Source organism: Amycolatopsis sp. NPDC004169 (assembly GCF_040610315.1).
Classification (GTDB): Bacteria; Actinomycetota; Actinomycetes; order Mycobacteriales; family Pseudonocardiaceae; genus Amycolatopsis.
On the sequence record NZ_JBEXMD010000017.1, the window covers coordinates 98,122 to 123,329 of the forward strand.

Annotated in this window: 18 protein-coding genes; 8 read left to right on the forward strand and 10 right to left on the reverse strand. The window is 71.6% G+C overall.

Features of this window, described 5'->3' with window-relative positions:
* Window positions 1-170 precede the first annotated feature (170 nt).
* The 5 genes from ABZX11_RS23665 to ABZX11_RS23685 all read right to left on the reverse strand — a co-directional run bounded on the left by ABZX11_RS23665 (window position 171) and on the right by ABZX11_RS23685 (window position 10,730).
* Window positions 171-2,555 carry a SpoIIE family protein phosphatase gene (locus ABZX11_RS23665; RefSeq protein ID WP_354916316.1) on the reverse strand — a complete coding sequence of 795 codons (2,385 nt, stop codon included), beginning with the start codon at window positions 2,553-2,555 and terminating at the stop codon, window positions 171-173.
* A complete protein-coding gene (locus tag ABZX11_RS23670) occupies window positions 2,552-7,111 on the reverse strand; it encodes a HAMP domain-containing protein (RefSeq protein WP_354916483.1) in 4,560 nt (1,519 codons plus the stop codon). The genes ABZX11_RS23665 and ABZX11_RS23670 overlap by 4 nt, the downstream gene beginning before the upstream one ends.
* 335 nt (window positions 7,112-7,446) lie before the next feature.
* Window positions 7,447-8,418 (reverse strand): magnesium transporter CorA family protein, encoded by a 972-nt coding sequence (locus tag ABZX11_RS23675; protein ID WP_354916319.1) that lies wholly within the window; start codon window positions 8,416-8,418, stop codon window positions 7,447-7,449.
* Between the two features lie 29 nt (window positions 8,419-8,447).
* The gene (locus tag ABZX11_RS23680; protein WP_354916322.1) at window positions 8,448-10,295 is read right to left on the reverse strand and encodes a prolyl oligopeptidase family serine peptidase; all 1,848 of its coding nucleotides are present in this window, start codon (window positions 10,293-10,295) and stop codon (window positions 8,448-8,450) included.
* Between the two features lie 15 nt (window positions 10,296-10,310).
* Window positions 10,311-10,730 (reverse strand): DUF6292 family protein, encoded by a 420-nt coding sequence (locus ABZX11_RS23685; RefSeq protein ID WP_354916325.1) that lies wholly within the window; start codon window positions 10,728-10,730, stop codon window positions 10,311-10,313.
* Between the two features lie 195 nt (window positions 10,731-10,925).
* On the opposite strand from ABZX11_RS23685, the gene ABZX11_RS23690 reads away from it, so the two are divergent.
* The 7 genes from ABZX11_RS23690 to ABZX11_RS23720 all read left to right on the forward strand — a co-directional run bounded on the left by ABZX11_RS23690 (window position 10,926) and on the right by ABZX11_RS23720 (window position 16,768).
* Window positions 10,926-11,366, forward strand: a complete 441-nt coding sequence (locus ABZX11_RS23690) for a DUF6292 family protein (protein ID WP_354916328.1) — start codon at window positions 10,926-10,928, stop codon at window positions 11,364-11,366.
* Window positions 11,363-11,908 carry a hypothetical protein gene (locus ABZX11_RS23695; RefSeq protein WP_354916331.1) on the forward strand — a complete coding sequence of 182 codons (546 nt, stop codon included), beginning with the start codon at window positions 11,363-11,365 and terminating at the stop codon, window positions 11,906-11,908. Before ABZX11_RS23690 ends, ABZX11_RS23695 begins: the two co-directional genes overlap by 4 nt.
* Window positions 11,909-11,987: 79 nt before the next feature.
* Complete coding sequence (locus tag ABZX11_RS23700; RefSeq protein ID WP_176169777.1) at window positions 11,988-13,370, forward strand: FAD-binding oxidoreductase; 1,383 nt, start codon at window positions 11,988-11,990, stop codon at window positions 13,368-13,370.
* 11 nt (window positions 13,371-13,381) lie between these two features.
* On the forward strand, window positions 13,382-14,647 hold the full coding sequence (locus ABZX11_RS23705; protein ID WP_254896633.1) for a class I SAM-dependent methyltransferase: 1,266 nt from the start codon (window positions 13,382-13,384) through the stop codon (window positions 14,645-14,647).
* A gap of 100 nt (window positions 14,648-14,747) precedes the next feature.
* Window positions 14,748-14,951 (forward strand): cold-shock protein, encoded by a 204-nt coding sequence (locus tag ABZX11_RS23710; RefSeq protein WP_004558414.1) that lies wholly within the window; start codon window positions 14,748-14,750, stop codon window positions 14,949-14,951.
* A gap of 278 nt (window positions 14,952-15,229) precedes the next feature.
* Window positions 15,230-16,165 (forward strand): acyl-CoA desaturase, encoded by a 936-nt coding sequence (locus ABZX11_RS23715; protein WP_354916335.1) that lies wholly within the window; start codon window positions 15,230-15,232, stop codon window positions 16,163-16,165.
* A 57-nt stretch (window positions 16,166-16,222) separates the two neighbouring features.
* Window positions 16,223-16,768, forward strand: coding sequence for a polysaccharide deacetylase family protein (locus ABZX11_RS23720; protein ID WP_354916338.1), 546 nt, complete (start codon window positions 16,223-16,225; stop codon window positions 16,766-16,768).
* Here ABZX11_RS23720 and ABZX11_RS23725 read toward each other — a convergent pair.
* Window positions 16,758-17,735, reverse strand: a complete 978-nt coding sequence (locus ABZX11_RS23725) for an endo-1,4-beta-xylanase (protein ID WP_354916486.1) — start codon at window positions 17,733-17,735, stop codon at window positions 16,758-16,760. The genes ABZX11_RS23720 and ABZX11_RS23725 overlap by 11 nt on opposite strands.
* Window positions 17,736-17,854: 119 nt before the next feature.
* Between ABZX11_RS23725 and ABZX11_RS23730 the strand changes: the two genes are divergently transcribed.
* Window positions 17,855-18,925 carry a LacI family DNA-binding transcriptional regulator gene (locus ABZX11_RS23730; RefSeq protein ID WP_176169781.1) on the forward strand — a complete coding sequence of 357 codons (1,071 nt, stop codon included), beginning with the start codon at window positions 17,855-17,857 and terminating at the stop codon, window positions 18,923-18,925.
* A gap of 137 nt (window positions 18,926-19,062) precedes the next feature.
* On the opposite strand, the gene ABZX11_RS23735 is transcribed toward ABZX11_RS23730, so the two are convergent.
* Genes ABZX11_RS23735 through ABZX11_RS23750 form a run of 4 tightly spaced genes read right to left on the reverse strand, consistent with a single transcriptional unit; the run spans window position 19,063 to window position 25,204 of the window.
* The gene (locus ABZX11_RS23735) at window positions 19,063-22,098 is read right to left on the reverse strand and encodes a glycosyl hydrolase 115 family protein (protein ID WP_354916341.1); all 3,036 of its coding nucleotides are present in this window, start codon (window positions 22,096-22,098) and stop codon (window positions 19,063-19,065) included.
* Window positions 22,099-22,113: 15 nt separating this feature from the next.
* Window positions 22,114-22,938 carry a carbohydrate ABC transporter permease gene (locus ABZX11_RS23740; protein WP_176169782.1) on the reverse strand — a complete coding sequence of 275 codons (825 nt, stop codon included), beginning with the start codon at window positions 22,936-22,938 and terminating at the stop codon, window positions 22,114-22,116.
* The gene (locus ABZX11_RS23745; RefSeq protein ID WP_176169783.1) at window positions 22,938-23,909 is read right to left on the reverse strand and encodes a sugar ABC transporter permease; all 972 of its coding nucleotides are present in this window, start codon (window positions 23,907-23,909) and stop codon (window positions 22,938-22,940) included. The genes ABZX11_RS23740 and ABZX11_RS23745 overlap by 1 nt, the downstream gene beginning before the upstream one ends.
* Window positions 23,906-25,204: an extracellular solute-binding protein gene (locus ABZX11_RS23750; protein WP_354916345.1), complete on the reverse strand. Its 1,299-nt coding sequence runs from the start codon at window positions 25,202-25,204 to the stop codon at window positions 23,906-23,908. Before ABZX11_RS23750 ends, ABZX11_RS23745 begins: the two co-directional genes overlap by 4 nt.
* Window positions 25,205-25,208: the final 4 nt, after the last annotated feature.

Consider the following 25,208-nt stretch of genomic DNA (forward strand, 5'->3'; position numbering starts at 1 on the left):
CACGCGAGATGCCTCGCAGCGCACGGACGACGCCCGGCTCGGTCCACCGGCCGGCCGCCCGCTCGTGCGGGACGGGGCATCGCTCGTGATCGGAGGGGCATCACGTGTGATCGGAGGGGCATCATTCGTGATCGGAGAGGCATCACGTGTGATTGGGGGGACGACACGCGTCAGGACGTCATCACCTCGATGCCGACGACGCAGGTGTCGTCGTCCGTGTCGGCCGTGCTGTAGGTCAGCAGGCGGTCCAGCTGGTGCTCCAGCCCGCCGTCGTGGCCGTCGACCAGGGTGAGGAGGCGGGACACCGAATCCTGGACCGGGCGGTCGCGGCGCTCGATCAGGCCGTCGGTGTAGATCAGCAGGAGGTCGCCCTCCGCCAGCTGGAGCTCGTCCTCCTCGTACGTCACGTCGCGGACCGCGCCCAGCAGGGAGCCGCGGATCAAGGGCAGCGTCGTGGCCGTGCCGTCGCTGTGGCGGACGATCGGGGGCAGGTGACCCGCCCGGGCCCAGCGCAGCTTGTGGTCCGCCGGGTTGTACACGGCCGTCACCGCGGTCGCCGTGACGTGGTCGGTCAAGTGGTAGGCCACCAGGTTCAGCCAGGTCAGCAGCTGGGCGGGCCCGGCGCCGGTCGCCGCGAGGCCCCGCAGGGCGTTGCGGAGGCTGACCATGCCGGTCGCCGCGTCGATGCCGTGGCCGGCGACGTCGCCCACGCACAGGAGGACCTCGCCGGTCGGCAACGCCACCGCGTCGTACCAGTCGCCGCCGACCAGGTGCTCCTTCTCCGCGGGCCGGTACCGGACCGCCGCGCGCAGGCCCGGCATGTCGATCGGCCCCTTGGCCGGCGGCATGATCGCGTGCTGCAGCTGCAGCGCGAGCCGGTTGCGCTCCATCGCCTGCTGCTCGGTCTCGGCCAGCCTGTCCCGCGTCGCGGCCAGCGCCACCTCGGTCCAGTGCTGCGACGAGACGTCCTGGTAGGCACCCCGGACCGCGACCAGCTCGCCGCGGGCGTCGACGACCGGCTCGGCGACCACCCGGATGTGCCGGGCGACGCCGTCGGAGCGCTGCAGCCGGAACGCCGTCGACGACGGGCGCTTGTGGTGCAGCACCGCCCGCAGGAACCGGCCGATCGCCGGCGCGTCGTCGGGGTGGGCGTTCGCGGCCAGGTCGTGCAGCGACAGCGGCGTGGCGGTGGACGGCAGGCCGTACAGCGAGAACAGCTCGATGTTCCAGGTGATCGCCCCGGTGACGACGTTCTCCTCGAACCCGCCGATGCGCCCGAGCCGCTGGGCGTGCTGCAGCAGCACCGCCAGCTTCGCCGCGTCGTCCTGGATGCGCAGGATCAGCAGCACGTTCCCGGCGAAGCGGGTGACGCTGACGTCGGTGAGCACGGTCAGCGGGACCTGGTCCACCAGCGTCGTGACCGCCATGCTCTCGGCCCGGAACGGCTCGCCGGTGGCGTAGACGCGCTGGATCTTGTCCAGCAGCCCGCTCTCCTCGGCGGCGAGCGGGTACGACTCCAGCAGCCGGGTGCCGACGATCCGGCTGCGCGGCCGTCCGCCCGGGTCGGCGAACCGGACGTTGGCGTGGTGGATGCGGAAGTCGCTGAGCCGGTTGCCACCGTCGACGCACGGCGAGAGCAGCACGGCCGGGTCGTGCAGGCCGTCGATGAAGTCGACCAGCTCGCCGAGGAAGTCGCCGTCCGCGGTCACCGGCGGGACGACGCCGTCCCACGTGTCGAGCGTGTGCGCGCACAGCTCGGCCAGCGCTTCCAGCTGACGGCGCTGCCGCCCCGGTTCCGCGGGCAGCGGCTCCGGCCAGCACATCTCGACGACGCCGATGATCCGCCCGCCGGTGCCGGTCGGCACGGTGACCCGGCCGCCGCCGGACAGCGTGTGCTGCCCGATCGACGGCAGCCCGGCCCCCGCCAGCGTGGGGAGCCAGACGGTGTCCCGCGCGAGCAGCGCGCTGCGGGCGGGCGTTGCCACGCCGGGCGGGACGTAGCACCAGCGCGCCGCCTCCTCCGCGGAGAACCCGGCCGAGCCGGCCAGCGTCAGCGACCCGTCCGGCCCGGCGAGCCACACCGCGACCGCGGTCGCGCCGAGCGGCCGCAGCGCGTGCTCCAGGATGGACTCCGCGACGCGCTGGGTGTCGCCCGCCGCGAGCACGCCGCTCTCGGCGGTCCGCAGCCGCACCGCGACCGACTCTTCGCCTTCGGCGCGGGCCAGGAACTCCTGCGTCACCTCGGTGATCCGGTCCTCGGCCGCCTCGCCGACGACGTCCGCGGCGAACTCCAGCGGCGTCATCCCGGAGCGCTCGGCCAGCGTCTCCAGCTGCTTCGCCGCGTCCGACGGCGTGCAGTGCAGGCGTTCCATCAGCACGCCCTTGGCCAGTTCGATCAGCCCACGGCCGTCGGCGACCGCGTGGGCGTGGTCGACTTCGCCGCGCAGGCGCGCGACGGTGTCGGCGAGCCGGGCGAGGTTGGCCGACACCTCGGCCGGCGGGGGCAGCACGGGGATGATCCGGTCTTCGGCAGGCAACCGCTCCTCGCCGATCACGCGGTCACGTGCCGCTTGATGCGGGTGATCAGGTCGTCCGCATCCACCGGTTTCGTGACGTAGTCGGTCGCGCCCGAGGCGAGGCTCTTCTCCCGGTCACCGGGCATCGCCTTCGCCGTCACCGCGACGATCGGGATGCTCGCGTGCTCCGGCATCGCGCGGATCTTCGAGGTCGCGGTGTAGCCGTCCATCTCCGGCATCATCACGTCCATCAGGATCAGGTCGATGCCCGGGTGGGACGCGACCGTCTCGACGCCCTTGCGGCCGTCCTCGGCGTGCAGCACGTGCATGCCGTGCAGCTCCAGGATGCCGGTCAGCGCGTAGACGTTGCGCGGGTCGTCGTCGACGATCAGCACCGTGCGCCCGGCCAGCGTGGTGTCGACGTCGGCCGCCCGCACGGGCGCGGCCGCCTCCTCCGGGCGGACCAGCGGCAGCACCGCGCCGGGCTCTTCGGCCGACAGGTGCAGCGCGATCCGCTCGCGCAGCTCGTCCAGCCCCGACAGCACTTCGAGGGACTGCATGTCCGCGCGGGACTGCACCAGCTGTTCGAGCTCGCCGTCGAGCCGCCGGCTGTTGTGCGCGAGCACCGGGACCAGCCGCAGCGCGCTGTCGCCTTCCATCGCGTCGAGGAAGGTGAACGCGGTCCGCTCCGGCAGGTCCAGGTCGAGCACCACGCAGTGGTAGGCGTCGGTGGCGAGCGCGGCGGCCGCCTCCTGCGTGCCGACCGCCGTCACGACTTCGACGTCGGCGGGCGAGAGGCCGATGTCCCGGCTGTCGGCCAGGTCCGCCGCCGCGCTCTCGGCGACGAGCGTCAGCAGGCCGTGCTGGCGTTCTTCGACGACCAGCAGCCGCCGGTGCGGCCGCGGGCCTGCCGCCGGGACGACCGCGCCGGACTCGGCGGGCACGACCGCGGTGCCGGGGTGCTCCCCCGACGGCAGCGGCGCGAAGTCCGGGCGCGCGACCGGCAGCGCGAAGGTGAAGGTGCTGCCTTCGCCCAGGGTGCTTTCGGCGGTGATGACCCCGCCGAGCAGCTGGGCGATCTCCCGGCTGATCGACAGCCCGAGCCCGGTGCCGCCGTACTTGCGGCTGGTGGTGCCGTCGGCCTGCTGGAACGCGCCGAAGATCGATTCGAGCTGGTGCTCGGCGATCCCGATGCCGGTGTCGGTGACCCGGAACGCGACGGCGGGCCCGTGCGCCCGCAGCGGCCGGGGCAGCCGCTCGGGGTCGACCGGCTCGATGTGCAGCTCGATCCCGCCGACCTCGGTGAACTTGACCGCGTTGGACAGCAGGTTGCGCAGCACCTGGCGCAGCCGCGAGTCGTCGGTCAGCAGCTCGGGGGGCGAGCCGGGCGCGACGGTGATCCGGAAGTCGAGGTTGCGCTGCGAGGTCATCGGCCGGAACGTCGCTTCGACGTAGTCGATGAGCTGGCGCAGCGACACCTGCTCCGGGGTGACGTCCATCTTCCCGGCCTCGACCTTCGACAGGTCGAGGATGTCGTTGATCAGCTGCAGCAGGTCCGAGCCCGCCGAGTGGATGATGCCCGCGTACTCGACCTGCTTGGCGGTGAGGTTGCGGGTCGGGTTCTGCGCGAGCAGCTGGGCCAGGATCAGCAGGCTGTTGAGCGGGGTCCGCAGCTCGTGGCTCATGTTGGCCAGGAACTCCGACTTGTACTTCGACGCCAGCGTCAGCTGCTGGGCGCGGGCCTCCAGCTCCTGGCGGGCCTGCTCGATCTCCAGGTTCTTCGTCTCGATGTCGCGGTTCTGCGTGGCCAGCAGCGCCGCCTTCTCCTCCAGCTCGGCGTTGGAGGACTGGAGCTCCTCCTGCCGCGCCTGCAGTTCCTCCGAGCGGGCCTGCAGCTCCGCGGTCAGCCGCTGCGACTCGCCGAGCAGCTCGTCGGTGCGGGCGTTCGCGACGATGCTGTTGACGTTGACGCCGATCTGCTCCATCAGCAGCTCGAGGAACGCCCGGTGCACCGGGGTGAACCCGTGCACCGACGCCAGCTCGATCACGCCGAGCACCTGGTCCTCCACCACGATCGGCAGCACGATCAGGTTGGCCGGCGCGGTGCTGCCCAGTCCGGAGGAGATCGTGGCGTACCCGGGCGGGACGTCGTCGACGGCGATCGCGCGGCGGCTGCGGGCGGCCTGCCCGACCAGCGACTGGCCGACCCGGAACCGGATCGCGGGGCCGTCCCCGACGGCGCCGGACTCGGGGTGGCCGTAGGCGCCGACCAGCCGCAGCTCCGGCACCTCGGCGGTGTCGTCGGCCAGGTAGAACGCGCCGTACTGGGCGTTGACCAGCGGGACCAGCTCGTCCATCACCGCGGCCGCGACCACGGCGAGGTCGCGGCGGCCCTGCATCAGGCCGGTGATGGTGGCCAGGTTGGACTTGAGCCAGTCCTGCTCCTGGTTCGCCCGCGTCGTCTCGCGCAGCGACTCCACCATCGAGTTGATGTTGTCCTTCAGCTCCGCGACCTCGCCGGAGGCGTCGACGGTGATCGAGCGGGTCAGGTCGCCCTCGGCGACCGCGCTGGTGACTTCGGCGATCGCGCGGACCTGCCGGGTCAGGTTCCCGGCCAGCTCGTTGACGTTCTCGGTCAGCCGCTTCCAGGTACCCGACACGCCTTCGACCTCGGCCTGGCCGCCGAGCCGGCCCTCGCTGCCGACCTCGCGCGCCACGCGGGTGACCTCCGCGGCGAACGCGGAGAGCTGGTCGACCATCGTGTTGATCGTGGTCTTGAGCTCGAGGATCTCGCCGCGGGCGTCGACGTCGATCTTGCGGGTCAGGTCGCCCTGGGCGACGGCGGTGGTCACCTGGGCGATGTTGCGGACCTGCCCGGTGAGGTTGTTCGCCATCGAGTTGACGTTGTCGGTGAGGTCCTTCCAGGTGCCGGCGACGTTCGGCACGCGGGCCTGGCCGCCGAGCATGCCTTCGGTGCCGACCTCGCGGGCGACGCGGGTGACCTCGTCCGCGAACGCCGACAGCGTGTCGACCATCGTGTTGATGACGTCGGCCAGTGCCGCGACCTCGCCCTTGGCCTCGACGGTGATCTTCCGGGACAGGTCACCGCGCGCGACCGCGGTGGCGACCTGGGCGATCGACCGGACCTGGCCGGTCAGGTTGGACGCCATGACGTTGACGTTGTCGGTCAGGTTCTTCCAGGTGCCGGACACGCCGCGGACCGTGGCCTGGCCGCCGAGGTTGCCCTCGGTGCCGACCTCGCGCGCCACCCGGGTGACCTCGTCCGCGAAGGCCGACAGCTGGTCGACCATCGTGTTGATGGTCTCCTTCAGCTCCAGGATCTCGCCGCGCGCGTCGACGCGGATCTTCTGGGACAGGTCGCCGCGGGCGACCGCGGTGGTGACCTGGGCGATCGAGCGGACCTGCGCGGTGAGGTTGTCGGCCATGACGTTGACCGACTCGGTGAGGTCCTTCCAGGTGCCGGAGACGCCCTTGACGTCCGCCTGCCCGCCCAGCCGGCCCTCGGTACCGACCTCCCGCGCCACCCGGGTGACCTCGTCCGCGAACGCGGACAGCTGGTCCACCATCGTGTTCAGCGTGTCCTTGAGCTCCAGGACCTCGCCGCGGGCGGTGACGTTGATCTTCTGGGACAGGTCGCCCTTCGCCACCGCGGTCGCGACCTGGGCGATGTTCCGGACCTGGTCGGTCAGGTTGCCCGCCATGAAGTTCACCGAGTCGGTGAGGTCGCGCCAGGTGCCGGAGACGCCCTTGACGTCCGCCTGGCCGCCCAGCCGGCCTTCGGTGCCGACTTCTCGCGCGACGCGCGTGACCTCGTCCGCGAAGGAGGACAGCTGGTCCACCATCGTGTTGATCGTGCTCTTGAGCTCGAGGATCTCGCCCCGGGCGTCGACCGTGATCTTCTGCGACAGGTCGCCCTTGGCGACCGCCGTCGTCACCTGGGCGACGTTGCGGACCTGGTCGGTCAGGTTGCCGGCCATGAAGTTCACCGAGTCGGTGAGGTCGCGCCACACGCCGCCGACCCCCGGCACCTGGGCCTGCCCGCCGAGGCGGCCTTCGCTGCCGACCTCGCGGGCGACGCGGGTGACCTCGTCCGCGAAGGAGGACAGCTGGTCCACCATCGTGTTGACGGTGTCCTTCAGCTCGAGGATCTCGCCGCGCGCGTCGACGTCGATCTTCTGCGACAGGTCGCCCTTCGCCACCGCGGTCGCCACCTGGGCGATGTCACGCACCTGGGTGGTGAGGTTTCCGGCCATGGCGTTCACCGAGTCGGTGAGGTCCTTCCAGGTGCCGGACACGCCGGGGACCTTCGCCTGCCCGCCCAGCTGCCCCTCGCTGCCGACCTCGCGCGCGACGCGGGTGACCTCCGAGGTGAACAGCGAGAGCTGGTCGGCCATGCCGTTGAACACCGTGGCGATCTCGCCGAGCAGGCCGTCGGCGCCACCCGGCAGCCGGATGCCGAAGTCGCCGTCGCGGACGGCGGTCAGGCCGGCCAGCAGCCGGCGCAGCTCCTGCTCCCCGGCCTCGCCCACGCCCGAAGCGTCCGCACCCGCACCCGAGCGCGTCCCTTCGACCATTGCCCCGCTCATCCGCCACCCGTTTCTCCGTTTGCCGGCACCGCGGCACCGTCCCGGTGCCTGCACACCGGGTGGCTCAGCATAGTGCAGCTGCACTATGCTGAGCGGCAACGGTTGAGCAACCAGCCGCGCCGGTGTCCACGTGCGCTTCCAGGCGGTGCTCGAAAGCCTTTCCTTCTGTCACAGGCCATCCGGCCACACTGACCCGTTCGGCTGAACGCCGTCCCGGGGCCCGGTGACGTGCACGTGGACGCCGTCACCGAATCTCGTCGTGCCCGGATTTCGGCGTCCACAATGGAGTATCCGGTGTGGACACTCCATTGTGGAACAATTGCTCAGAGCCAGTCCTTGCGCTTGAACAGCGCGTACAGGCCCACCGAAAGCACCAGCACGGCGACGGTCGAGGTCCAGAACCCGCTCGGCGCGCCGTTGCCCGGGTAGGGCACGTTCTGGCCGTAGTACCCGGTCACCGCGGTCGGTACCGCGATCACCGCGGCCCAGCCGGTGACCTTCTTCATGATCAGGTTCAGCCGGTTGCCCTGCAGGTTCAGCTGGGTCTCCCGGACCGTCGCGATCAGCTCGCGCAGCGCCTCGGTCTGCTCCGCCGCCTGCCGGGCGTGGTCGTGCACGTCCTCGAAGTACGGGCGCGTCTGCTCGTCGGCCAGGTGCAGGTCCGGCCGCATCAGGGCGCTGAGCACCTCGCGCATCGGCAGCACGACGCGGCGCAGGGCGGTGAGGCTCTTGCGCAGCCGGAACGAGCGGCGCTGCAGTTCCGAGGAGTCCGGCCGGTCGGCGAAGACCAGGTCCTCCAGGGCTTCGACCTCGTCGTCCAGGGCCTGCACGGCCTCGTACTGCCCGTCGACGACGTGGTCGAGCAGGCCGTGCAGCAGGAAGGGCACGCCGGTCTTCGCCAGTTCCGGCGCCTGGTCCCAGCGGCGCACGACCGGCTCGATGTCGAAGCCGTCGTCCTTGCGCACGGTCACCAGCGCCCGCGGCGCGACGAAGGCGCCGAACTCGGCGAGGGCGACGTCCCCGGTGTCCGCGTCGAAGCGCACGGCGTAGGCGGCCAGGAAGGCGTGCCCGTCGTAGCGGTCGAGCTTGGGGCGCTGGTGTTCGGACACCGCGTCCTCGACGGCGAGCCGGTGCAGGCCGAGTTCGTCCGCGAGCTCGGCGAGGTCCGATTCGGTGGGCTCGCACAGGTCCACCCACACCGTGGTCCCCGGCTCGGCCAGGAACTCCGACACGTCCACGACGGGGAAGTCTTCCTTCTGCAGCACGCCGTCGCGGTAAACGCGGGTCCTCGTCATCCTTCCCGGTTACCCCGCGGCGGCCGCGTTCAAGCCAGCCACGCGGAGAACCAGGCACGGGTGCGGTGCAGGAAGTCGAGCTGGTGGCCGCGTTCGCGCAGCGAGTGGCCCTCGCGCGGGTAGACCACGAACTCGTGCTCGCGGTCACCGAGGGCGTGGTGCAGGAGCTCCGCCTGGGAGAGCGGGACGTTCGTGTCGTCCTCGCCGTGCACGATGAGGACGGGGGTCGAGATCCGGTGCGCGTGGGTGATCGGGCTGTTCTCCCGGCCGCCCAGTGCGAGCTCGAACCGGCCGTGCTCCCCGGTCGCGGCGAGCAGCGGCCAGTCGACGACGCCCGCGTTGACGACGGCCGCCTTGAAGCGATCCGTGTGGGCCACGGCCCAGGCCGCCATGAACCCGCCGTGGCTGCCGCCGCCGATGCCCAGCCGGTTTTCGTCGGCGACGCCCGCCTCGACGAGCAGGTCGATCCCGGTGAGAAGGTCGGTGAACTCCGCGCCACCGACGTCGCCGGCGACGCTCGCCGCGAAGGCGTGCCCGTGACCGAGGCCGCCGCGGGGATTCGGGAGGAACACCGCGAACCCGGCGGCGGCCAGCCACTGGCCGTTGCGGAACCAGCCGAGCTGGCACCGGTCGGCGAAGCGGTCGTACGGGCCGCCGTGGACCAGTGTGACCAGCGGGAAGGGCCCGTCGGCGCGGGTCCGGCCGGGCGGGAGGACCAGCAGGCCGTCGAGCTCCAGGCCGTCTCCGGCGCGGTAGGACAAGCGTTCCTGCGTGCCCCAGGGGATGTCCGGATGCGGTCCGCCGAGCCGGCCGAGCGGACCGCCGGGTGGTCCACAGTGGACGGCGTCCGGCTCGGCGGCCGTGCTCCCGACGACGGCGATCCGCCCGCCGCCCGCGCTCAGGTCCTGCAGGCTGCCGGGTGCGCGGCCGAGCTCGGTGAACGTGCCGGAGGCGGGGTCGAGGCACCGGATGGTCGTGTCGAGGCCTTCGGCGAACAGGGCCAGCAGCGCGCCGTCGCCGGACCCGGCCAGTTCGATCGGGCAGACACCAAGCCCGGCGGTGAGGTTCCGGTGCCCGACGGCGTCGAAGACCGCGTTGCCGCCGATCAGGCCGGGCGGGGTGAGGCCGAGGTAGGCCAGGCGCCAGCCGGCTTCGTCCCGCCACCAGGTGAGCGACCCGGCCTCCAGTGCCGGGGTGCCGAGATCCTGCCGGCCACCGGTGGCGGGATCGATCAGGTGGAGTCCGGGGTCGAAGAGCCCGGGCTCCCGATCGGCGACGGACCAGGTCAGCACGGCGAGGGTGGCACCGTCCGGCCGCGCGGCGGCTTCGACGACGTGCCGGGGACCGAGGTCGCCGAGCGGGCGGACGGCGCGGGTCGCGGTGTCGAGGAGCCACAGCCGGCCGGGCCGCTCGACGGTGTCCCAGGTGGGTGTCCCGGCACCACCCGGCCGGACCACGCGCACCCGCGGGTCGGCCGGGCCCGCCTTCTCCTCCGGCGCGACGAGCACCACCGCACCGCTGTCCGGCAGCAGCACGTACTCCCGGATCCCCGGGTGCCGGTCCGTCAGCCGCTCCGGCTCGCCCGCCAGGCCGGCCCGGTACAGCTGCGCGGTCCCGCGGTCGGCCCGGTCCGAAAGGAAGTACACCCACGCGGAGTCGGCCGACCACCTCGGGTCGCGGTCTTCGGCCGCGGCGGCGGCGAACGCACGGGGCGGCTCGGCCCCGTCCGCCGGTGCGAGCCACAGGCCGCTCTCCGGGTGCTCCCCCGCCTGCCCCACCGGCGCACTCGCGGACACGACCCACCGGCCGTCCGGCGAGACCCGGGGCGTCTGCGGCACCATCCGGTCGACCACGGACTCCGCCGTCAGCTCCCCCATGGGCCCAGTCTGGCATCACCCCACGGCGGGGACCATCGCCAGCAGCCGCTCGTGGTCGCCCGCTTCGCGCAGGACCGGGGCCTCCAGGGTGCCCGCGTCCGGGTCGCCCGCGCGGACCGCCGCCAGGAACCGGACCACCGCGCGGGCCTCCGGGAGGACGTCGCCGCCCAGGTAGGTCAGGACCGCCGGGCCGCCGGCGTCTTCGATCGCGGCCGCCCAGCCGTGGACCTCGTCCCAGACGAGGGCCAGGTCGTGTTCCGGGAAGCGGGACAGGCGCCAGTCGAGCGCGATGTAGGCCGCCGCGGGGGTTCCGGTGTCGAGCGTGCAGGACTCCAGGCCCACGCCCACCGCACGGGCCACCACTCCCACGTAGTCGCGCAACCGCCGCTCGAACGAGAACTCCGTGTCGCGCCCGAAGTCGATCAGAATGCTCAACGCCGCCTCGCTTTCCCCGTCCGCCGCGGGATCTTCCGCGGTCGCCCGATCGGGTACCCCGGTGACGCTCCGTTCAATCCCGGCGAACCGGACAGTCGTTGTCGTCCATCCGGCGACATCTCACTTGTCATCGTTTGGATGACATGTTAGAACCGGGGTGTCCGGAGAGACAGGCGAGAAAGGCGACCGACCCCCGTGACCGCATCGATCGAACTCCCGACCGGTTACCAGCACCACCCCGCCGTCCCCGCGCTGCTCGGCTACCTCCGCGAGGTCACCGCCGAGCTCGGGATCGGCCTCGAGTCCTGCACCCTCGACCACGACCGCCCGGTGTCGGCCTACGTCGCCCTCGACAGCAGGCTGCCGCACTACCCCGACCGCGACCTGGCCCTGCTGTGGGACGAGGAGCGCGGCTGGGCGGCGGCGATCGAGACCCACTCGGGCGAGGACCTGATCGTCCTGCGCTACCTGGGCGGCCCCACGGTCGCGCCGTCGCCGCGCCGGGTCGCGCGGTTCGTCGCCGCCCTGCACGCGGACGACCACACCGTGGGACGGCCGGACCCGGTGCGCATCCGGACCGCGGGGGACGCCGGCGCGCTCGCCGCGCTGCTGAGCCGTCCGGCCGTGGCCCGATGACGGCGCCCCTGCCCCTGCCCCTGCCCGAGAGCTTCGCGCTGACGTTCCGCGGCTACGACCGCGAGCAGGTCGACGAGCGGATCGACGAGCTGCTCGCCGAGATCCGCCTGCTCACCACCGACCGCGACGCGGCCGTCGCCGAGGCCGAACACCTGGCGCGGCAGCTCGAGCACGCGCGCGCCGAAAACGCGGAGCTGACCGCCCGCGCCGACCGGCTGTGCCGGGCACCGGCCGACCCGGCCGCCGTCGGCGACCGCGTCCGGCACCTGCTCGAACTGGCCCACGCGGAGGCGGACGGGGTCGTCACCGCGGCCCGGGAGCGGGCCGCGGCGATCGTCCGCGAGGCGGAGGAGTCCGCCTCGCGGCGCACCGCGGACGCCCGTGCGCAGGCCGGGCGCATCGTCGAAGACGCCCGGCGCCGGGCCGAGCGGCTCGCGGCGGTCGAGCGGCGCACCGCCGACCGGCTCCGGCGGATCGACGCGTTCCTCGCCGACGCCGAAGCACTGCTCGACGAGCGAACCCCGCTCCGCGCCGTCGCCTGACCCCGCGCACCGATCCCGGCGCCGGGTGTTCGCGGCTCTCGGCGAGCCACCCGGGTCGGCGGTGAGGCAGGATCAAGGCGTGAGCATCGATCAGGCCGGGGCTCCGACCGCCCCGCCGTTCCCCGAGCACGAAGCCCGTGTCGACGCACTGAGACGGCAGCTGACCGCCATCGCCGGAGAGGCGACCGTCCGGCTGGCGAAGCGGACGTCGAACCTGTTCCGTTCCCGCGCCGTGGCCAAGCACCCCGGGCTGGACGTCTCCGGCTTCACCCACGTGCTGCGCGTCGACCCCGGGACCCGCACCGCCGACGTCGAAGGGATGGTCACCTACGAGCAGCTCGTCGACGCCACCCTGCCGCACGGCCTGATGCCGCTGGTCGTGCCGCAGCTGAAGACCATCACCCTCGGCGGTGCGGTGACCGGGCTCGGCATCGAGTCCTCGTCGTTCCGCAACGGCATGCCGCACGAATCGGTGCTGGAGCTGGAGGTGCTGACCGGGGACGGCCGGATCGTCGTGGCCACCCCGGACAACGAGCACGCCGAGCTGTTCCACGGCTTCCCCAACTCCTACGGGACCCTCGGCTACGCGCTGCGGCTGAAGATCCTGCTGGAGCCGGTCAAGCCGTTCGTCGAGCTCCGGCACGTCCGGTTCCACGACCGGGAGACCTACTTCGGCGCGCTGCGGGAAGCCTGCGACAGCGGCGACCACGACTTCGTCGACGGCACGGTCTTCGGCCCGGACGAGCTGTACCTCACGCTCGGCTCGTTCACCGACACCGCGCCCGCGACCAGCGACTACACCTGGCTCGACATCTACTACCGCTCGATCCGGCGCCGGGAGACCGACCACCTCACCGTCCGGGACTACCTCTGGCGCTGGGACACCGACTGGTTCTGGTGCTCGCGCGCGTTCGGCGTCCAGCACCGGCTGCCGCGGCTGCTGCTCGGCCGCCGGTTCCTGCGCTCCTCGGTGTACTGGAAGGCCGTGGCGCTCGACCGGCGCTTCCGGATCGCCGAGCGGCTGCTGAAGCTCCGGCGGCTGCCGCCGGAGGAGACGATCGTGCAGGACATCGAGGTCCCGCTCGCGCGGGCCGCGGAGTTCCTGGACTTCTTCGAACGCGAGATCCCGATCAGCCCGGTCTGGATCTGCCCGCTGCGCCAGCGGCCCGGCGGCGTCCGCTGGCCGCTGTACGAGCTGGACCCCGAGGAGCTGTACGTCAACTTCGGGTTCTGGTCGGCGGTGCCGCTGGACCCGGGCGAGCGTGACGGCGTGCACAACCGGATGATCGAAGCCGAGGTCACCCGCCTCGGCGGGCACAAGTCGCTCTACTCGGACAGCTTCTACACCGAGGACGAGTTCTGGCGGCTCTACAACGGCGACGCCTACCGGAAGCTCAAGCGCGCCTACGACCCGCGCGAGCGGCTGCTCGGCCTCTACGAGAAATGCGTCCGCCGCCGGTGAAAGGAAACAACGTGACCCAGGACAACATCACCGTCGGCGAGGTCTTCGCGCGGCTGCTCGGCCCGCGCGCCGAGGTCTCGATCACCGCCTACGACGGCAGCCGCAGCGGCCCGGCCGACGCGCCGGTGGCCATCGAGGTGCGCTCGCCGCTGGCGCTGGACTACCTGATGTCCTCCCCCGGCGACCTGGGCCTCGCCCGCGCGTACGTGGCAGGCGCCCTCGACGTCACCGGCGACCTCTACACGGCGCTGCACGCGCTGGCCGCCCAGGTCGACCAGCTCACCCCGGCCGACCGGCTGTGGCTGCTGCGCAAGCTCGGCCCGCGGCACCTGCGGCCGGTCAAGCCGCCCGCCGAGGAGCACCCGAGCCGGTTCCGGCGCGGGCTGACCGCGCTGCGGCACTCCAAGCAGCGCGACAGCGAGGCCATCTCCAGCCACTACGACGTGTCCAACCGGTTCTACGAGCTGGTCCTCGGCCCGTCGATGGCCTACACGTGCGCGGTCTTCCCGCACGAGGACGCCACCCTGGAGGAGGCGCAGGCGCACAAGTTCGACCTGATCTGCAAGAAGCTCGGCCTCAAGCCCGGGATGCGGCTGCTCGACGTCGGCTGCGGCTGGGGCGGGATGGTCGCGCACGCCGTCCGGCACTACGGCGTCGAAGCCATCGGCGTCACCCTTTCGCGTGAACAGGCCCAGTGGGCGCAGAAGAACATCGTCGCGCTGGGCATCGCCGACCGCGCCGAGATCCGCCACCAGGACTACCGGGACGTCACCGAGACCGGGTTCGACGCGATCTCCTCGATCGGCCTGACCGAGCACATCGGGGCGCGGAACGTCCCCGGCTACTTCCGCTTCCTGGCCGGCAAGCTGAAGGCGCACGGGCGGCTGCTCAACCACTGCATCACCAACCCGGACACCAGCGTCGCGCACCGCTCGCGCGGGTTCATCGACCGCTACGTCTTCCCGGACGGCGAGCTCGAGGCACCCGGCGAGCTGATGACGGCCATGCACGACGCCGGGCTGGAGGTGCGGCACGCGGAGAACTTCCGCGAGCACTACGCGAAGACGCTGGCCGGGTGGTGCGCCAACCTCGACGAGCACTGGGACGAGGCGGTCGCCGAGGCGGGCGCCGGGCGCAGCCGGGTCTGGGCGCTCTACCTCGCGGCCTGCCGGCTGGCCTTCGAACGCCGGGAAATCGAACTGCACCACATCCTCGGCGTCCGCACCGACAACGAGGGCGGAATGGGCATGCCGCTGCGACCCGATTGGGGAGTTTGACCACCGGGGGTGGCCACACCGGACGGGCAATGGAAGGATGGTGGCGAGACCGGGGGTCCGAACGGGACGCCCAGGCTCACTACAAAGAGTAGGTATTGGTATGGCTCAGGGCAGTGTCAAGTGGTTCAACGGCGAAAAGGGCTTCGGCTTCATCGCGCAGGACGGCGGGGGTCCGGACGTGTTCGTCCACTACTCCGAGATCCAGGGCAGCGGCTTCAAGTCGCTCGACGAGGGTCAGCGCGTGGAGTTCGAAATCGGCCAGGGCCAGAAGGGCCCGCAGGCCCAGCGCGTCAGCGTCATCTGAGCCACGAGGCAGCCTGAGGCCCTCGCCCCGACCAGGGGCGGGGGCCTTCCTCGTTTCCGGCCACACTGCGGATTCACAACGATCAGGTAACGTGAGTGGCGGTGAGAGCACCTCGTACGCCGGCCCCCGCCGGCCCCACTCCCACCACGCGGCCACCGAGGCAGATCACCGGCAGGAGCGGTGACGCGCCCGGTCACCCGCAGCCCCCGACCGCCGGGTGTTCCCGCCCCCGGCCTTCCGCGCCCCGAGCGTGGCGCCGAATCCGAAACGAGTAGTGCATGACCGCCTCCGTGAAGGCAGCCCGTCCGGCCCCGAAACCCGTGCTCGCGGGCAAGCAGACGATCCCAGAGCTGATCACCATCCGCACCTTCCTACTGGTTCCGTTCCTCGCGCTGGCCGTCGCGGTCCCGGTGTTCTGGGGCTGGGGCATCAGCTGGCTCGACCTGACGATCGCCGCCGCGTTCTTCGTGGTGTCGACGTTGGGGATCACCGTCGGCTACCACCGCTACTTCACGCACGGCGCGTTCCGGGCGAAGCGGGCGCTGCGGATCGCGCTGGCCATCGCCGGCGGCCTGGCGGCGCAGGGCCCGGTGCTCGTCTGGGTCGCCGACCACCGCCGCCACCACGCCTTCTCCGACCGCGAGGGCGACCCGCACTCCCCCTGGCTGTTCGGGACCTCCCCGGTGGCGCTGGTCCGCGGCTTCTGGCACGCGCACATGGGCTGGCTCTTCGGCCGCGACAAGACCAACGTCGACCGGTTCGCCCCGGACCTGGCCGCCGACCGCGACCTCCGCGTCGTCGACCGGCTGTTCCCGCTGTGGGTGGTGCTGAGCCTGCTGCTCCCGCCGCTGCTCGGCGGGCTGCTCACGCTGTCGTGGTGGGGCGCGCTGACCGCGTTCCTCTGGGCCGGCCTGGCCCGGATCTCCTTCCAGCACCACGTGACGTGGTCGGTGAACTCGGTCTGCCACATGATCGGCGAGCGCCCGTTCACCAGCCGCGACCGCTCGGCGAACTTCTGGCCGCTGGCGCTGCTGTCGATGGGCGAGTCCTGGCACAACACCCACCACGCCGACCCGACCTCGGCCCGCCACGGCGTGCTGCGCGGGCAGCTCGACGTCTCCGCCCGGGTGATCTGGGTGTTCGAAAAGCTGGGCTGGGCGTGGAACGTCCGCTGGCCGACGGCGAAGCGGCTGGCCTCCCTCGCCGCCCGCTGACCGAAACCCGGGCGAAAGTCCTTGCCCACCGCCGCGGGCCCGCGTGATCTTGGAGCGATGGACACGGTCGCGCTGACCTTCGACGACGGCCCGTACCCCGAGACGACGCCGGCGCTGCTGGCCGCGCTCGGCGGCACGCGGGCGACGTTCTTCCTGTGGGGCGAGCACGCCGCGGCCCACCCGGACCTGGTCCGGGCGATCGCCGCGGCCGGGCACGCGATCGGCAACCACACGTGGACCCACCCGCAGCTGACCACGCTGGCCGACGACGCTGCCCGCGACCAGGAGGTCCGGCGCACGCAGGACCTCCTGACCCGGCTGACCGGGCTCCGGCCGTCGCTGTTCCGGCCGCCCTACGGCGACACCGACGCCGCCGTGGCGTCGACGATCGCGCACCACGGGCTCACCGAAGTCCTGTGGAGCGTCGACACCCGCGACTGGGCCGGCTGCACCACCGACGAGATCGTCGCCGCGGCCGGGGACGTGCAGCCGGGCGGCGTCGTGCTGATGCACGAAGGCCGCCCGGCCACCGTGGACGCGGTCCCCCGCATCCTCGCCGCGCTCACCGAGCGCGGGCTGCGTCCCGGTCCGATCAGGGGTTGAGGGCGAAGTACGCCGGTTTCGGGCGCAGGTTCTCGTCGAACAGGCAGGCCGCGCCTTCGCCGGGGAAGACGTCCGGGACCCACGAGTGCCGGTCCGTGAAGCCCCACGTGGTGAACTCGACGCACTTGCGGACCGCGTGGCAGCCGTCCCAGAGCTGCCCGAAGTAGCTCGCCTGGGTGGCGAGCTCGGCCGGGTCGGCCGGGGTCGGGATCCGGACGTCGGCCTCGGTGACCGCGGTCTCCACGCCGATCTTGGCGAAGCGGGCCAGGTTTTCGCGGTACTGGCCGGGGAAGCCGTACTGGATCGACAGGTGGCCCTGGATGCCGACGCCGTCGATCGGCACACCCTGCCGCCGCAGCGTCTTCACCAGGTCGTACACCGCGTCGCTCTTGGGGTTGATCCCTTCGATGTTGTAGTCGTTGATGTAGAGCTTCGCGTGCGGGTCGGCCGCGTGGGCCCAGCGGAAGACGTCGGCGACGAAGCCGTCGCCGAGCTTCTGCCGGAAGACCGTGTCACGCCGGGTGCCGTCCTCGTTGAAGATCTCGTTGACGACGTCCCAGGCGCGGATCTTTCCCTTGTACCGCTTGACTTCCGTGGTGATGTGGTCGCGCAGGACCCGGCGCAGCTCGTCGGCGGGCAGCGCCCCGACCCAGTCCGGGAGCTGGGAGTGCCAGACCAGCGTGTGGCCGCGGACGGTCTTGTGGTGGGTCCGCGCGTACTCGACGATCGCGTCCGCGCCGGACCAGTCGTACTGGCCGCGCACGGCTTCGACCGTGCCCCACTTCATCTCGTTCTCGGGCGTCACGTTGTCGAATTCGCGGGTGAGCACGGCCCGGTAATCGGTTTCCGAAGCGAGGTACGCCGCGGCCACCGCACTACCGACGTAACGGTTCGTGGTGTATTGCAGCGGCGTGTGCGCGGATGCCGCAGGGGCCTGCCACACCGCAATACCCAGAGTGGCCGCCACCGTCAGCAGGACCCGTTTCTTAGGAATTCTTCCCGGCATCTTCATCCTCCACGAGACAATGGTGTTCCGAAACTTTCCAACCGTTTCAATTCAGGTTTCGATGACCTAGAATCTCCGTCATGACAACGAAGTCTGACGAGCTCGAGCCGACCGAGACCCGGGTGACCATCGCCCGGATCGCCGCCGAGACCGGTGTCTCCGTCCCGACAGTTTCGAAAGTGCTGAACGGCCGTCCCGACGTCGCCGAAAGCACCCGCGCCCGCGTCGAAGCCGTCATCGGGAAATACGGGTACCGGCGGCGAGCCGACGAACGTTCCCGCCGTTCCCGGCTCCTGGAGCTGATGTTCCACGAACTCGAAAGCACCTGGGCTCTCGAAATCATCCGCGGTGTCGAGTGCGTCGCCCGCGAAAACGGAATGGCGGTGGTGCTCGCGGACTCTTCCGGCCGCCACACGCCCGGGCAGAGCTGGCTGGAGAGCGTCCTCGCCCGGCGGCCCGTCGGCATCGTTTCGGTGTGCTCGGACTTCACCGGCGGGCAGCTGGCGAAGCTGAGGGCCCGGGACATCCCGCTGGTGGTGGTCGACCCGGCCGGTGCGCCGGGACCGGAGACGCCCTCGATCGGAGCGACCAACTGGCAGGGCGGGCTGACGGCCACCCGGCACCTGATCGAGCTGGGCCACCGCCGGATCGCGATGATCGGCGGGCCGGAAGGGGTGCTGTGCAGCCGGGCCCGGATCGACGGGTACCGCACGGCACTGGAGACGGCCGGCCTGGCGTTCGACCCGGCGCTGGTGCGCCGCGGCGACTTCCACGTCCGGGCCGGTTACCGTGAACTGGCTTCACTGCTCACCCTCCCGGACCGGCCGACGGCGGTGTTCGCCGGCAGCGACCTGCAGGCACTCGGCGTGTACGAGGCGGCTCGTGACGCGGGTCTGCGCATCCCGGACGACCTCTCGGTGGTGGGCTTCGACGACCTGCCGATCGCCCGCTGGCTGACCCCGGAGCTGACCACGGTCCGCCAGCCCCTGCAGGAGATGGCGGCGGCCGGCGCCCGGCTGGCGATTTCGCTGGCCCGCGGCGTGGACCCGGAGAGCCACCGCCTGGAGCTGGCGACCAGCCTGGTGGTCCGGCACAGCACGGCGGCACCGGCCCACCGGGGCTACCGGGTGCTGACCGGCGGAGCGAGCTAGGACACGGAGCTGATCCACGGCCGGCGGGCGCGGCGCCGGCTGTCGTTCAGCCACCTCCGGGCGCCGGAATCGTCGGTGCCCGCCGGTAGAGTGGAAAACGGGGGGCGCCCCCGGCGGGCGGTGTCCCGTCGCCGCTCTCACCACGGCCACCGGGTGCTCTCCGGCGGTCCCAGGTAGCTCGCCTGCAGTCCCCCGGTGTCGACCACCAGCTTCTGCACGATCACCGCCGGGTCGACCATCCAGAACTTCAGCACGTGCGGGCCCGGTGCCCCGATCACGTGCCGCGTCGCCGTCAGGTTCACGTTGTCCGACGTCGTCCGCTCCCACTGGCGGTTCATGGCCGTGTCGTCCGCGCCTGTCGCCGTGGTGATGTTCACGACCTGCGGCTCGGCGTCGTCGAACGCCACGGCGTACCGCAGCCCGTCGCCCTGGAGCACGTTGCTGCGCGGGGACAGGAACGCCCACACCGTCACCGGCCCGGTGGTGAACAACGTCATCCGGTACTCCAGGCGCGGCCCCGTCCCCGGTGCGCGGCTCGCCGCCGTCACCGGGAACGGGGTCATCCCCGCGCCGGTCCGTCCGAGGTCCGGGATGCGCCGCCAGCCGACGTCCGCCGTGCCGACGTTGGCGCTGCAGTGCTCGGCCTCCATCGACACGTACCCGCCGGCCTCGATGAATCCCCGCCGCCACCGGGGCGGCAGCTGCGGGTTGCGCACGACGGCGTCCACCGCGACCGAACTCCCCGCGCCCGACACCGTGATCGGCACGGTCGTGGTGCCGGCAGGCACCCGCGCCCAGTCGATCCGCACGGTCATCCGCAGCTCCTCCTCCACGCGGCCGCCCCGCGGCTCGACGAGCACCCACGGCGCGCCCGTCGTCACGGTGCAGCGGAACGGCGTCCGGCCCCGGTTGAAGACGTCGACGTACTGCGGTGGTGCGCTCTGGTACGGGCTGAACTCCGGCAGCACCGGCCGTCCCGCGGTGCCCGGCCACGCGTCCGCCGAGCCGTCGACCGCGACCCCCAGCGACGCGGCGGCGGGCAGCTCGAGGCGTTTCACCGCCGGGAAGATGACGTCCGGCAGGGCGACGTTGTCCTTCTCCGGCTGCTGCCACGGCGCGTTCGGGCCGTAGCGCTCGACGTCGCCGTAGTCGATGTGCGGCTGGGTCTGGAAGCCCTTCCACTTCCCGCCGGCGATGCCGGTGTTGTACTTCTCCGCCAGCGCCAGGTCGTCGGCGAAGCGGGCCTCCGTCACGGCGGCCAATGCGTTCGCCGAAGCCCGGCCCTGCGCCGCGTACAGCAGGTTGGTGAACTCCGCGCGGCGCAGCGCGTACAGGTTCGCCGTCGCCTGGGTCGCGTACTGCACCAGCTCGTAGTAGGCGTCCTGAAAGGCTTTCGGCAGCCGCGCGCCGATCTTCAAGGCCCGCTGCGCGAGGTCGTGCCACTCGTCGGTGACCCGGTCGAGCTCCCGGTAGCCGACCAGGCTGAACGGCGTCATCCGGTCGTCGTAGGTGATGGTGCCGGCGGCGTCCACGGTGATCCGCCGGTTGAGCAGCTCAGGCTTGCGGCGGGACTGCAGCCGCCCGTAGTCGTGCAGCACCCCGGCGATCTCCGCGGCCAGGGCCGCGCCGAAGTTCTCCGCGGCGAACTGCTGCTCCCATGTGGACAGCCGCTCGGCCGGCAGCGCGGCGGGATCCCAGGCGTAGTCGAGGAAGAACTGCAGCGGCAGCTCGTTGCCCTTCATGTCCCCGACGTTGGCCACCCACAGCCGGTCGTTGCCGTAGGCGTACGCCTGGTGCAGCTGCTCCCACGTGTTCGCGAGCAGCGCGGTGTCGACCCACTTGTAGTTGCGGCCGCCGCCGACGTAGTCGAAGTGGTAGTAGAGCCCGTACCCACCCGGGTGCGGTGGCAGCGAGAGGTCGGGCATCTTGCGGATGTTGCCCCAGTTGTCGTCGGTGAACACGACGATGACGTCGTCCGGCGGGCGCAGGCCCTTGGCCCAGTACCGCTGGACTTCCTTGTAGAGCGTCCAGACCTGCGGGACGTCCGTCGAGAGCTCGCGCGCCAGGATCTCCCGCTCGGCGGCGATGATCTCCTGCATCAGCTCGATGCCGTCGCCGTCGGGCAGGCCGACGTCACCGTTGCCGCGCATGCCCAGCGTGACGACGCCTTCGAAGTCCTCGCGGGCCATCCGGCGGATCCCGTCGGTCCAGTAGGCCTTGATGGCCTCGCCGTTGCGGCGGAAGCTCCACTCCCCCGTGCCGCCGTACGGGTCGTGGCCCGGGGTGGTGATGGTCCCGGCCGCGTCGCGGACCGCGGGCACCGCGTGCCGGTTCCACTCCTCGATCCCGCGCATCATCGGCGCCTCGTGCGAGGTGCCCATGACGATGCCGTACTCCTTGGCCGTGGCGTGGTTGAGCGGGTCGTCCTCGGCGAACGCCCGCCCCCACACCGCCGGCCAGAGGTAGTTGGCCCGCAGCCGGAGCATGGTCTCGAAGACCTTGGCGAAGAAGAGGTGGTTGAAGCCGTTCGGGAACCCGGGCGCCTGACCGGGCCCGAAGAAGGCCGGGGCCCAGGTGCCGAGGGCGGGATTCTCGTCGTTGATGAAGAACCCGCGGTACTTGACGTGCGGGGTGCCAAGGCTGAACCGCCCGCCCGGCAGGTGCAGTTCCGCCTGCCGCCGCGGCGGCACGTCCGCCCACCAGTACCAGGGCGAGACGCCGATGCGCCGTGACACCTCGTAGACGCCGTAGATCGCCCCGCGCTGGTCGCTGCCGGTGAGCACCAGGCGGCCGTCGACGACCTGACTCAGCGACGTCTCCCACTTCCCGGCGATCCCGGTGACGTCGAGCTTCCCGGCCGCGACCAAGCCGTCGACCAGCGGGCTGTGGCCCAGGGTGCCGACCACGACGACCGGGCCCCGCGCCGGCACGACGTCGAACGACACCGCGGGCCGCACACCCGTGACGCGCTCGACGTCGGCCGCCAGGTCGGCTGCGACCCGCCGCACGCCGGGGAAATCACCCGAGCCGACCACGATCGTCGCGGCCTTTCCCCGCGACACCAACGGGAAACCGGTTCCCGCCTCGGCGAGGCCCGGCGCGGCTACGGAACCGGCCGCACCGGCCACGGCGAGTAGTTGCAGGAAGGTACGACGATGTACCTCGGACGGCACGGGAGACCTCCTGAGTCAGCCCTTCACGGATCCGGTCAGCCCGCCGACGATGCGCCGTTCGGCGAGCACGAAGAACGCGAGCGCCGGGATCGCCGACAAGGCCGTGAACGCGAGCACCCTGGCGGTGTCCTGGGAGAACTGGGACTGGAACATCGCGACGCCGAGCGGGAGCGTGAAGTGCCCGGAGTCGTTGAACACCAGCAGCGGCAGCAGGTAGGCGTTCCAGCTGGTCACGAAGGCCAGCACGGCGACCGTGGTCAGCGCGGGCGTCGACAGCGGCAGCAGGATGCGCCAGAAGAACCCGAGCCTGGTGGTGCCGTCGAGCACGGCCGCGTCCTCGATCTCGCCCGGGATCGCGTGCATGAACGGCCGCAGGATCACGATCGTCACCGGCAGCGAGAACGCCGCCTCGGGGATCGCCACGCCCCAGAAGCTCTCCAGCATGCCCAGCTGGCGCAGCCACAGGTACAGCGGCAGCGTCGCCACCGTCAGCGGGAACAGCAGGCCGATGGTGAACAGCGTGTACAACGCCTCGCGGCCCTTGAACTGGTATCGCGAGAGGGCGTACCCGGCCATCGACCCGAGCGCGACCGCGAGCGCGGTCGCGATGACCGCGATCAGCGCGCTGTTGCCCAGGAACGTCCAGAACGCGCTCGAGCCCAGGACCGAGGCGTAGTTGTCGGTCACCCACGGGCCCGGCAGCCCGGCCGGGTCGGAGTTGATCTGGGCGTTGGTGCGGAACCCGCCGAGCACGACGAACAGCAGCGGCACGACCGTCACGCCGACGACGACGATCGCCGCGAGGTAGCCCATCGACAGGCCGAACTTGCCGGAGCGCATCAGCCCACCATCCTGGTCAGGGCGCCCTGGGTGTCGCGGCGGAGCGCGAACCGCTGGTACAGCAGGGCGAACAGGAAGCAGATGACGAACAGGATCACCGCGACCGCGGAGCCGAACCCGAACTCGTAGCGCTTGAAGCCGTGGTCGATCAGGTAGGTCGCCATCGTCGTCGAGGCGTTCGCCGGACCGCCGGTGGTCATGATCCAGACGATGTCGAACAGCTGGAGCGAGCCGATCACCGACAGGAAGATCCAGATCCGGATGGTCGGGCCGAGCAGCGGCAGCACCACGTGCCGGGTCGTCTGCCACGCCGACGCGCCGTCGAGCGCCGCGGCTTCGCGCAGTTCGGCGGGCACGCCCTGCAGGCCGGCGAGCAGCAGGATGATGCCGAAGCCGATGTACTTCCAGGTGATCACCGCGAACAGCGTGTAGAGCACGATGCCGGGGTCGGCCAGCCACTGGTGGACGGCACCGCCCAGCCCCACGGCCTTGAGCACCTGGTCGGCGAACGCGCCCGGCTGCAGCATCAGCGACCAGATGACCGCGGTGATCGCCTCGGACAGCACGTAGGGGGCGAAGACCAGGGCGCGCAGGACGGCACGGCCCTTCAGCTTCCGGTTGAGCAGCATCGCCAGCCCGATCGACAGCGGCAGCTGCACCACGATGGACAACCCGGCGATGATCAGGTTGTGCACGATGGCGCTCTGGAACACCGTGCCGTTGAACGCGTCGGCGTAGTTGTCGAAGCCCACGAAGTCGTCGAGGGCGCCGAAGCCGTTCCACTTGAACAGGCTGTAGAACGCGGCGATCCCGATCGGCACCAGGACGAACCCGGCGAACACCAGCAGGGCCGGGCCGAGCAGCACGACCAGCTCCAGGCGTTTGCCGAGGCCGGAGCGTTTCGCCCGGGCGGGGACCGCCGGCGCGGGCGGCCGCGCCGCCGCCCGCGCCGGAGTCGTCGCCGTGGTCACTTGTTGCCCGCCGCGGCCTGGTTGACGGCGGTCACGATGCCTTCGGGGGTGCCCTGGCCGGCGAACAAGTTGGCCACCGCGTCGTTCAGCGCGGCGCCGACCGCCGTCGGGAACGCCCGGTCGAAGTACATCTGCACGTACGGCGCCTTCGTGCCGTAGTCGTTGACCTGCCGGAGCACGTCGGTCTTCAGCGACTTCGCGGCCACGGCGTTCACCGGCAGGCCGGTCCCCTTCGCGGCGAGCTCGGTCTGCACCGGCTCGCTGACCAGGTACTGCAGGAAGGCCGTGCAGGCCTTGGAAGCACGGGTGGTGCAGGCGAAACCGTCACCGCCGCCGAGCGCGGCCGCCGGGTCGCCCTGGCCGCCAGCCACGGTCGGGAACGGGAACCAGCCGATCTTCGAGTCCAGGTCCTTGTCCTCGGTCAGCGACGACATCGTGCCGGGCTCCCAGTCGCCCTGCAGTTCCATCGCGGCCTTACCGTTGGCGACGAGACCGGCGGAGCTGCCCGCCCCCTGCTGGGCGGGCGTGCCGGCGAACCCGGTCTGGAACGGCTGGGTGTCCAGGAAGTTCTTCAGGTCCTGGCCGGCCTTCGTCCAGCACGGGTCCTCGAGCTTGACCGCCTTCACCGACTGCTGGAGCACCGTGGTCGAGCATTCGCGGATGGCGAAGTAGTTGAAGTAGAAGGCATCCGGCCAGCGGTCCTTGCCGCCGACGGAGATCGGCGCGATGTTCTTGGCCTTCAGCGCGGTGACGGCGGCGTTCAGCTCGTCCATGGTCTTCGGCGGGGTGGTGATGCCCGCTTGCTGGAACAGGTCCTTGCGGTACCAGAAGCCGACGAAGTGCTGCGTGAACGGCACCCCGTACTGCTTGCCGTCGACCTGCCACTTCTCGCCGAACTTGCCGGTGGCCTGCTCGATCCACGACTTGGTGTCGCCGGTGATGTCGGCGACCTTGCCCGAGGTGATCTGCCCGGCCAGGTCGCCGGCGCCCCAGGACTGGTAGATGTCCGGCGGCTCGGCCGACTGCAGGGCGAGCGGCACCTTCGTGTTGAAGTCCTCGTTCTGCAGCGGCTGGGCCTTGATCGTGACCTCGGGGTGCGCCTTCTGGTAGTCGAGGACGACCTGCGCCCAGACCGACTTGATCGGATCGGTGGTGCCGTTGTGCCACCAGGTCAAGGTGACCGGGCCGCTCGGCTGCGCGGGGGTTTCGCCTCCACCACCGCTGCACGCGGCGAGCGCGAGCGGGACGACGGCCGCCAGCGCGGCGAGAACGGTCTTGCGGCGTTTCACAAACATCGTG

What these genes read in the sequence shown, in the direction of transcription:
- ABZX11_RS23695 (WP_354916331.1), top strand. Translation starts at nt 11,363, where the DNA reads ATGACGGCGCCCCTGCCCCTGCCCCTGCCCGAGAGCTTCGCGCTGACG.
- ABZX11_RS23680 (WP_354916322.1), bottom strand. Translation starts at nt 10,295, where the DNA reads ATGGGGGAGCTGACGGCGGAGTCCGTGGTCGACCGGATGGTGCCGCAG.
- ABZX11_RS23750 (WP_354916345.1), bottom strand. Translation starts at nt 25,204, where the DNA reads ATGTTTGTGAAACGCCGCAAGACCGTTCTCGCCGCGCTGGCGGCCGTC.
- ABZX11_RS23710 (WP_004558414.1), top strand. Translation starts at nt 14,748, where the DNA reads ATGGCTCAGGGCAGTGTCAAGTGGTTCAACGGCGAAAAGGGCTTCGGC.
- ABZX11_RS23675 (WP_354916319.1), bottom strand. Translation starts at nt 8,418, where the DNA reads ATGACGAGGACCCGCGTTTACCGCGACGGCGTGCTGCAGAAGGAAGAC.
- ABZX11_RS23670 (WP_354916483.1), bottom strand. Translation starts at nt 7,111, where the DNA reads ATGGTCGAAGGGACGCGCTCGGGTGCGGGTGCGGACGCTTCGGGCGTG.
- ABZX11_RS23730 (WP_176169781.1), top strand. Translation starts at nt 17,855, where the DNA reads ATGACAACGAAGTCTGACGAGCTCGAGCCGACCGAGACCCGGGTGACC.
- ABZX11_RS23720 (WP_354916338.1), top strand. Translation starts at nt 16,223, where the DNA reads ATGGACACGGTCGCGCTGACCTTCGACGACGGCCCGTACCCCGAGACG.
- ABZX11_RS23715 (WP_354916335.1), top strand. Translation starts at nt 15,230, where the DNA reads ATGACCGCCTCCGTGAAGGCAGCCCGTCCGGCCCCGAAACCCGTGCTC.
- ABZX11_RS23740 (WP_176169782.1), bottom strand. Translation starts at nt 22,938, where the DNA reads ATGCGCTCCGGCAAGTTCGGCCTGTCGATGGGCTACCTCGCGGCGATC.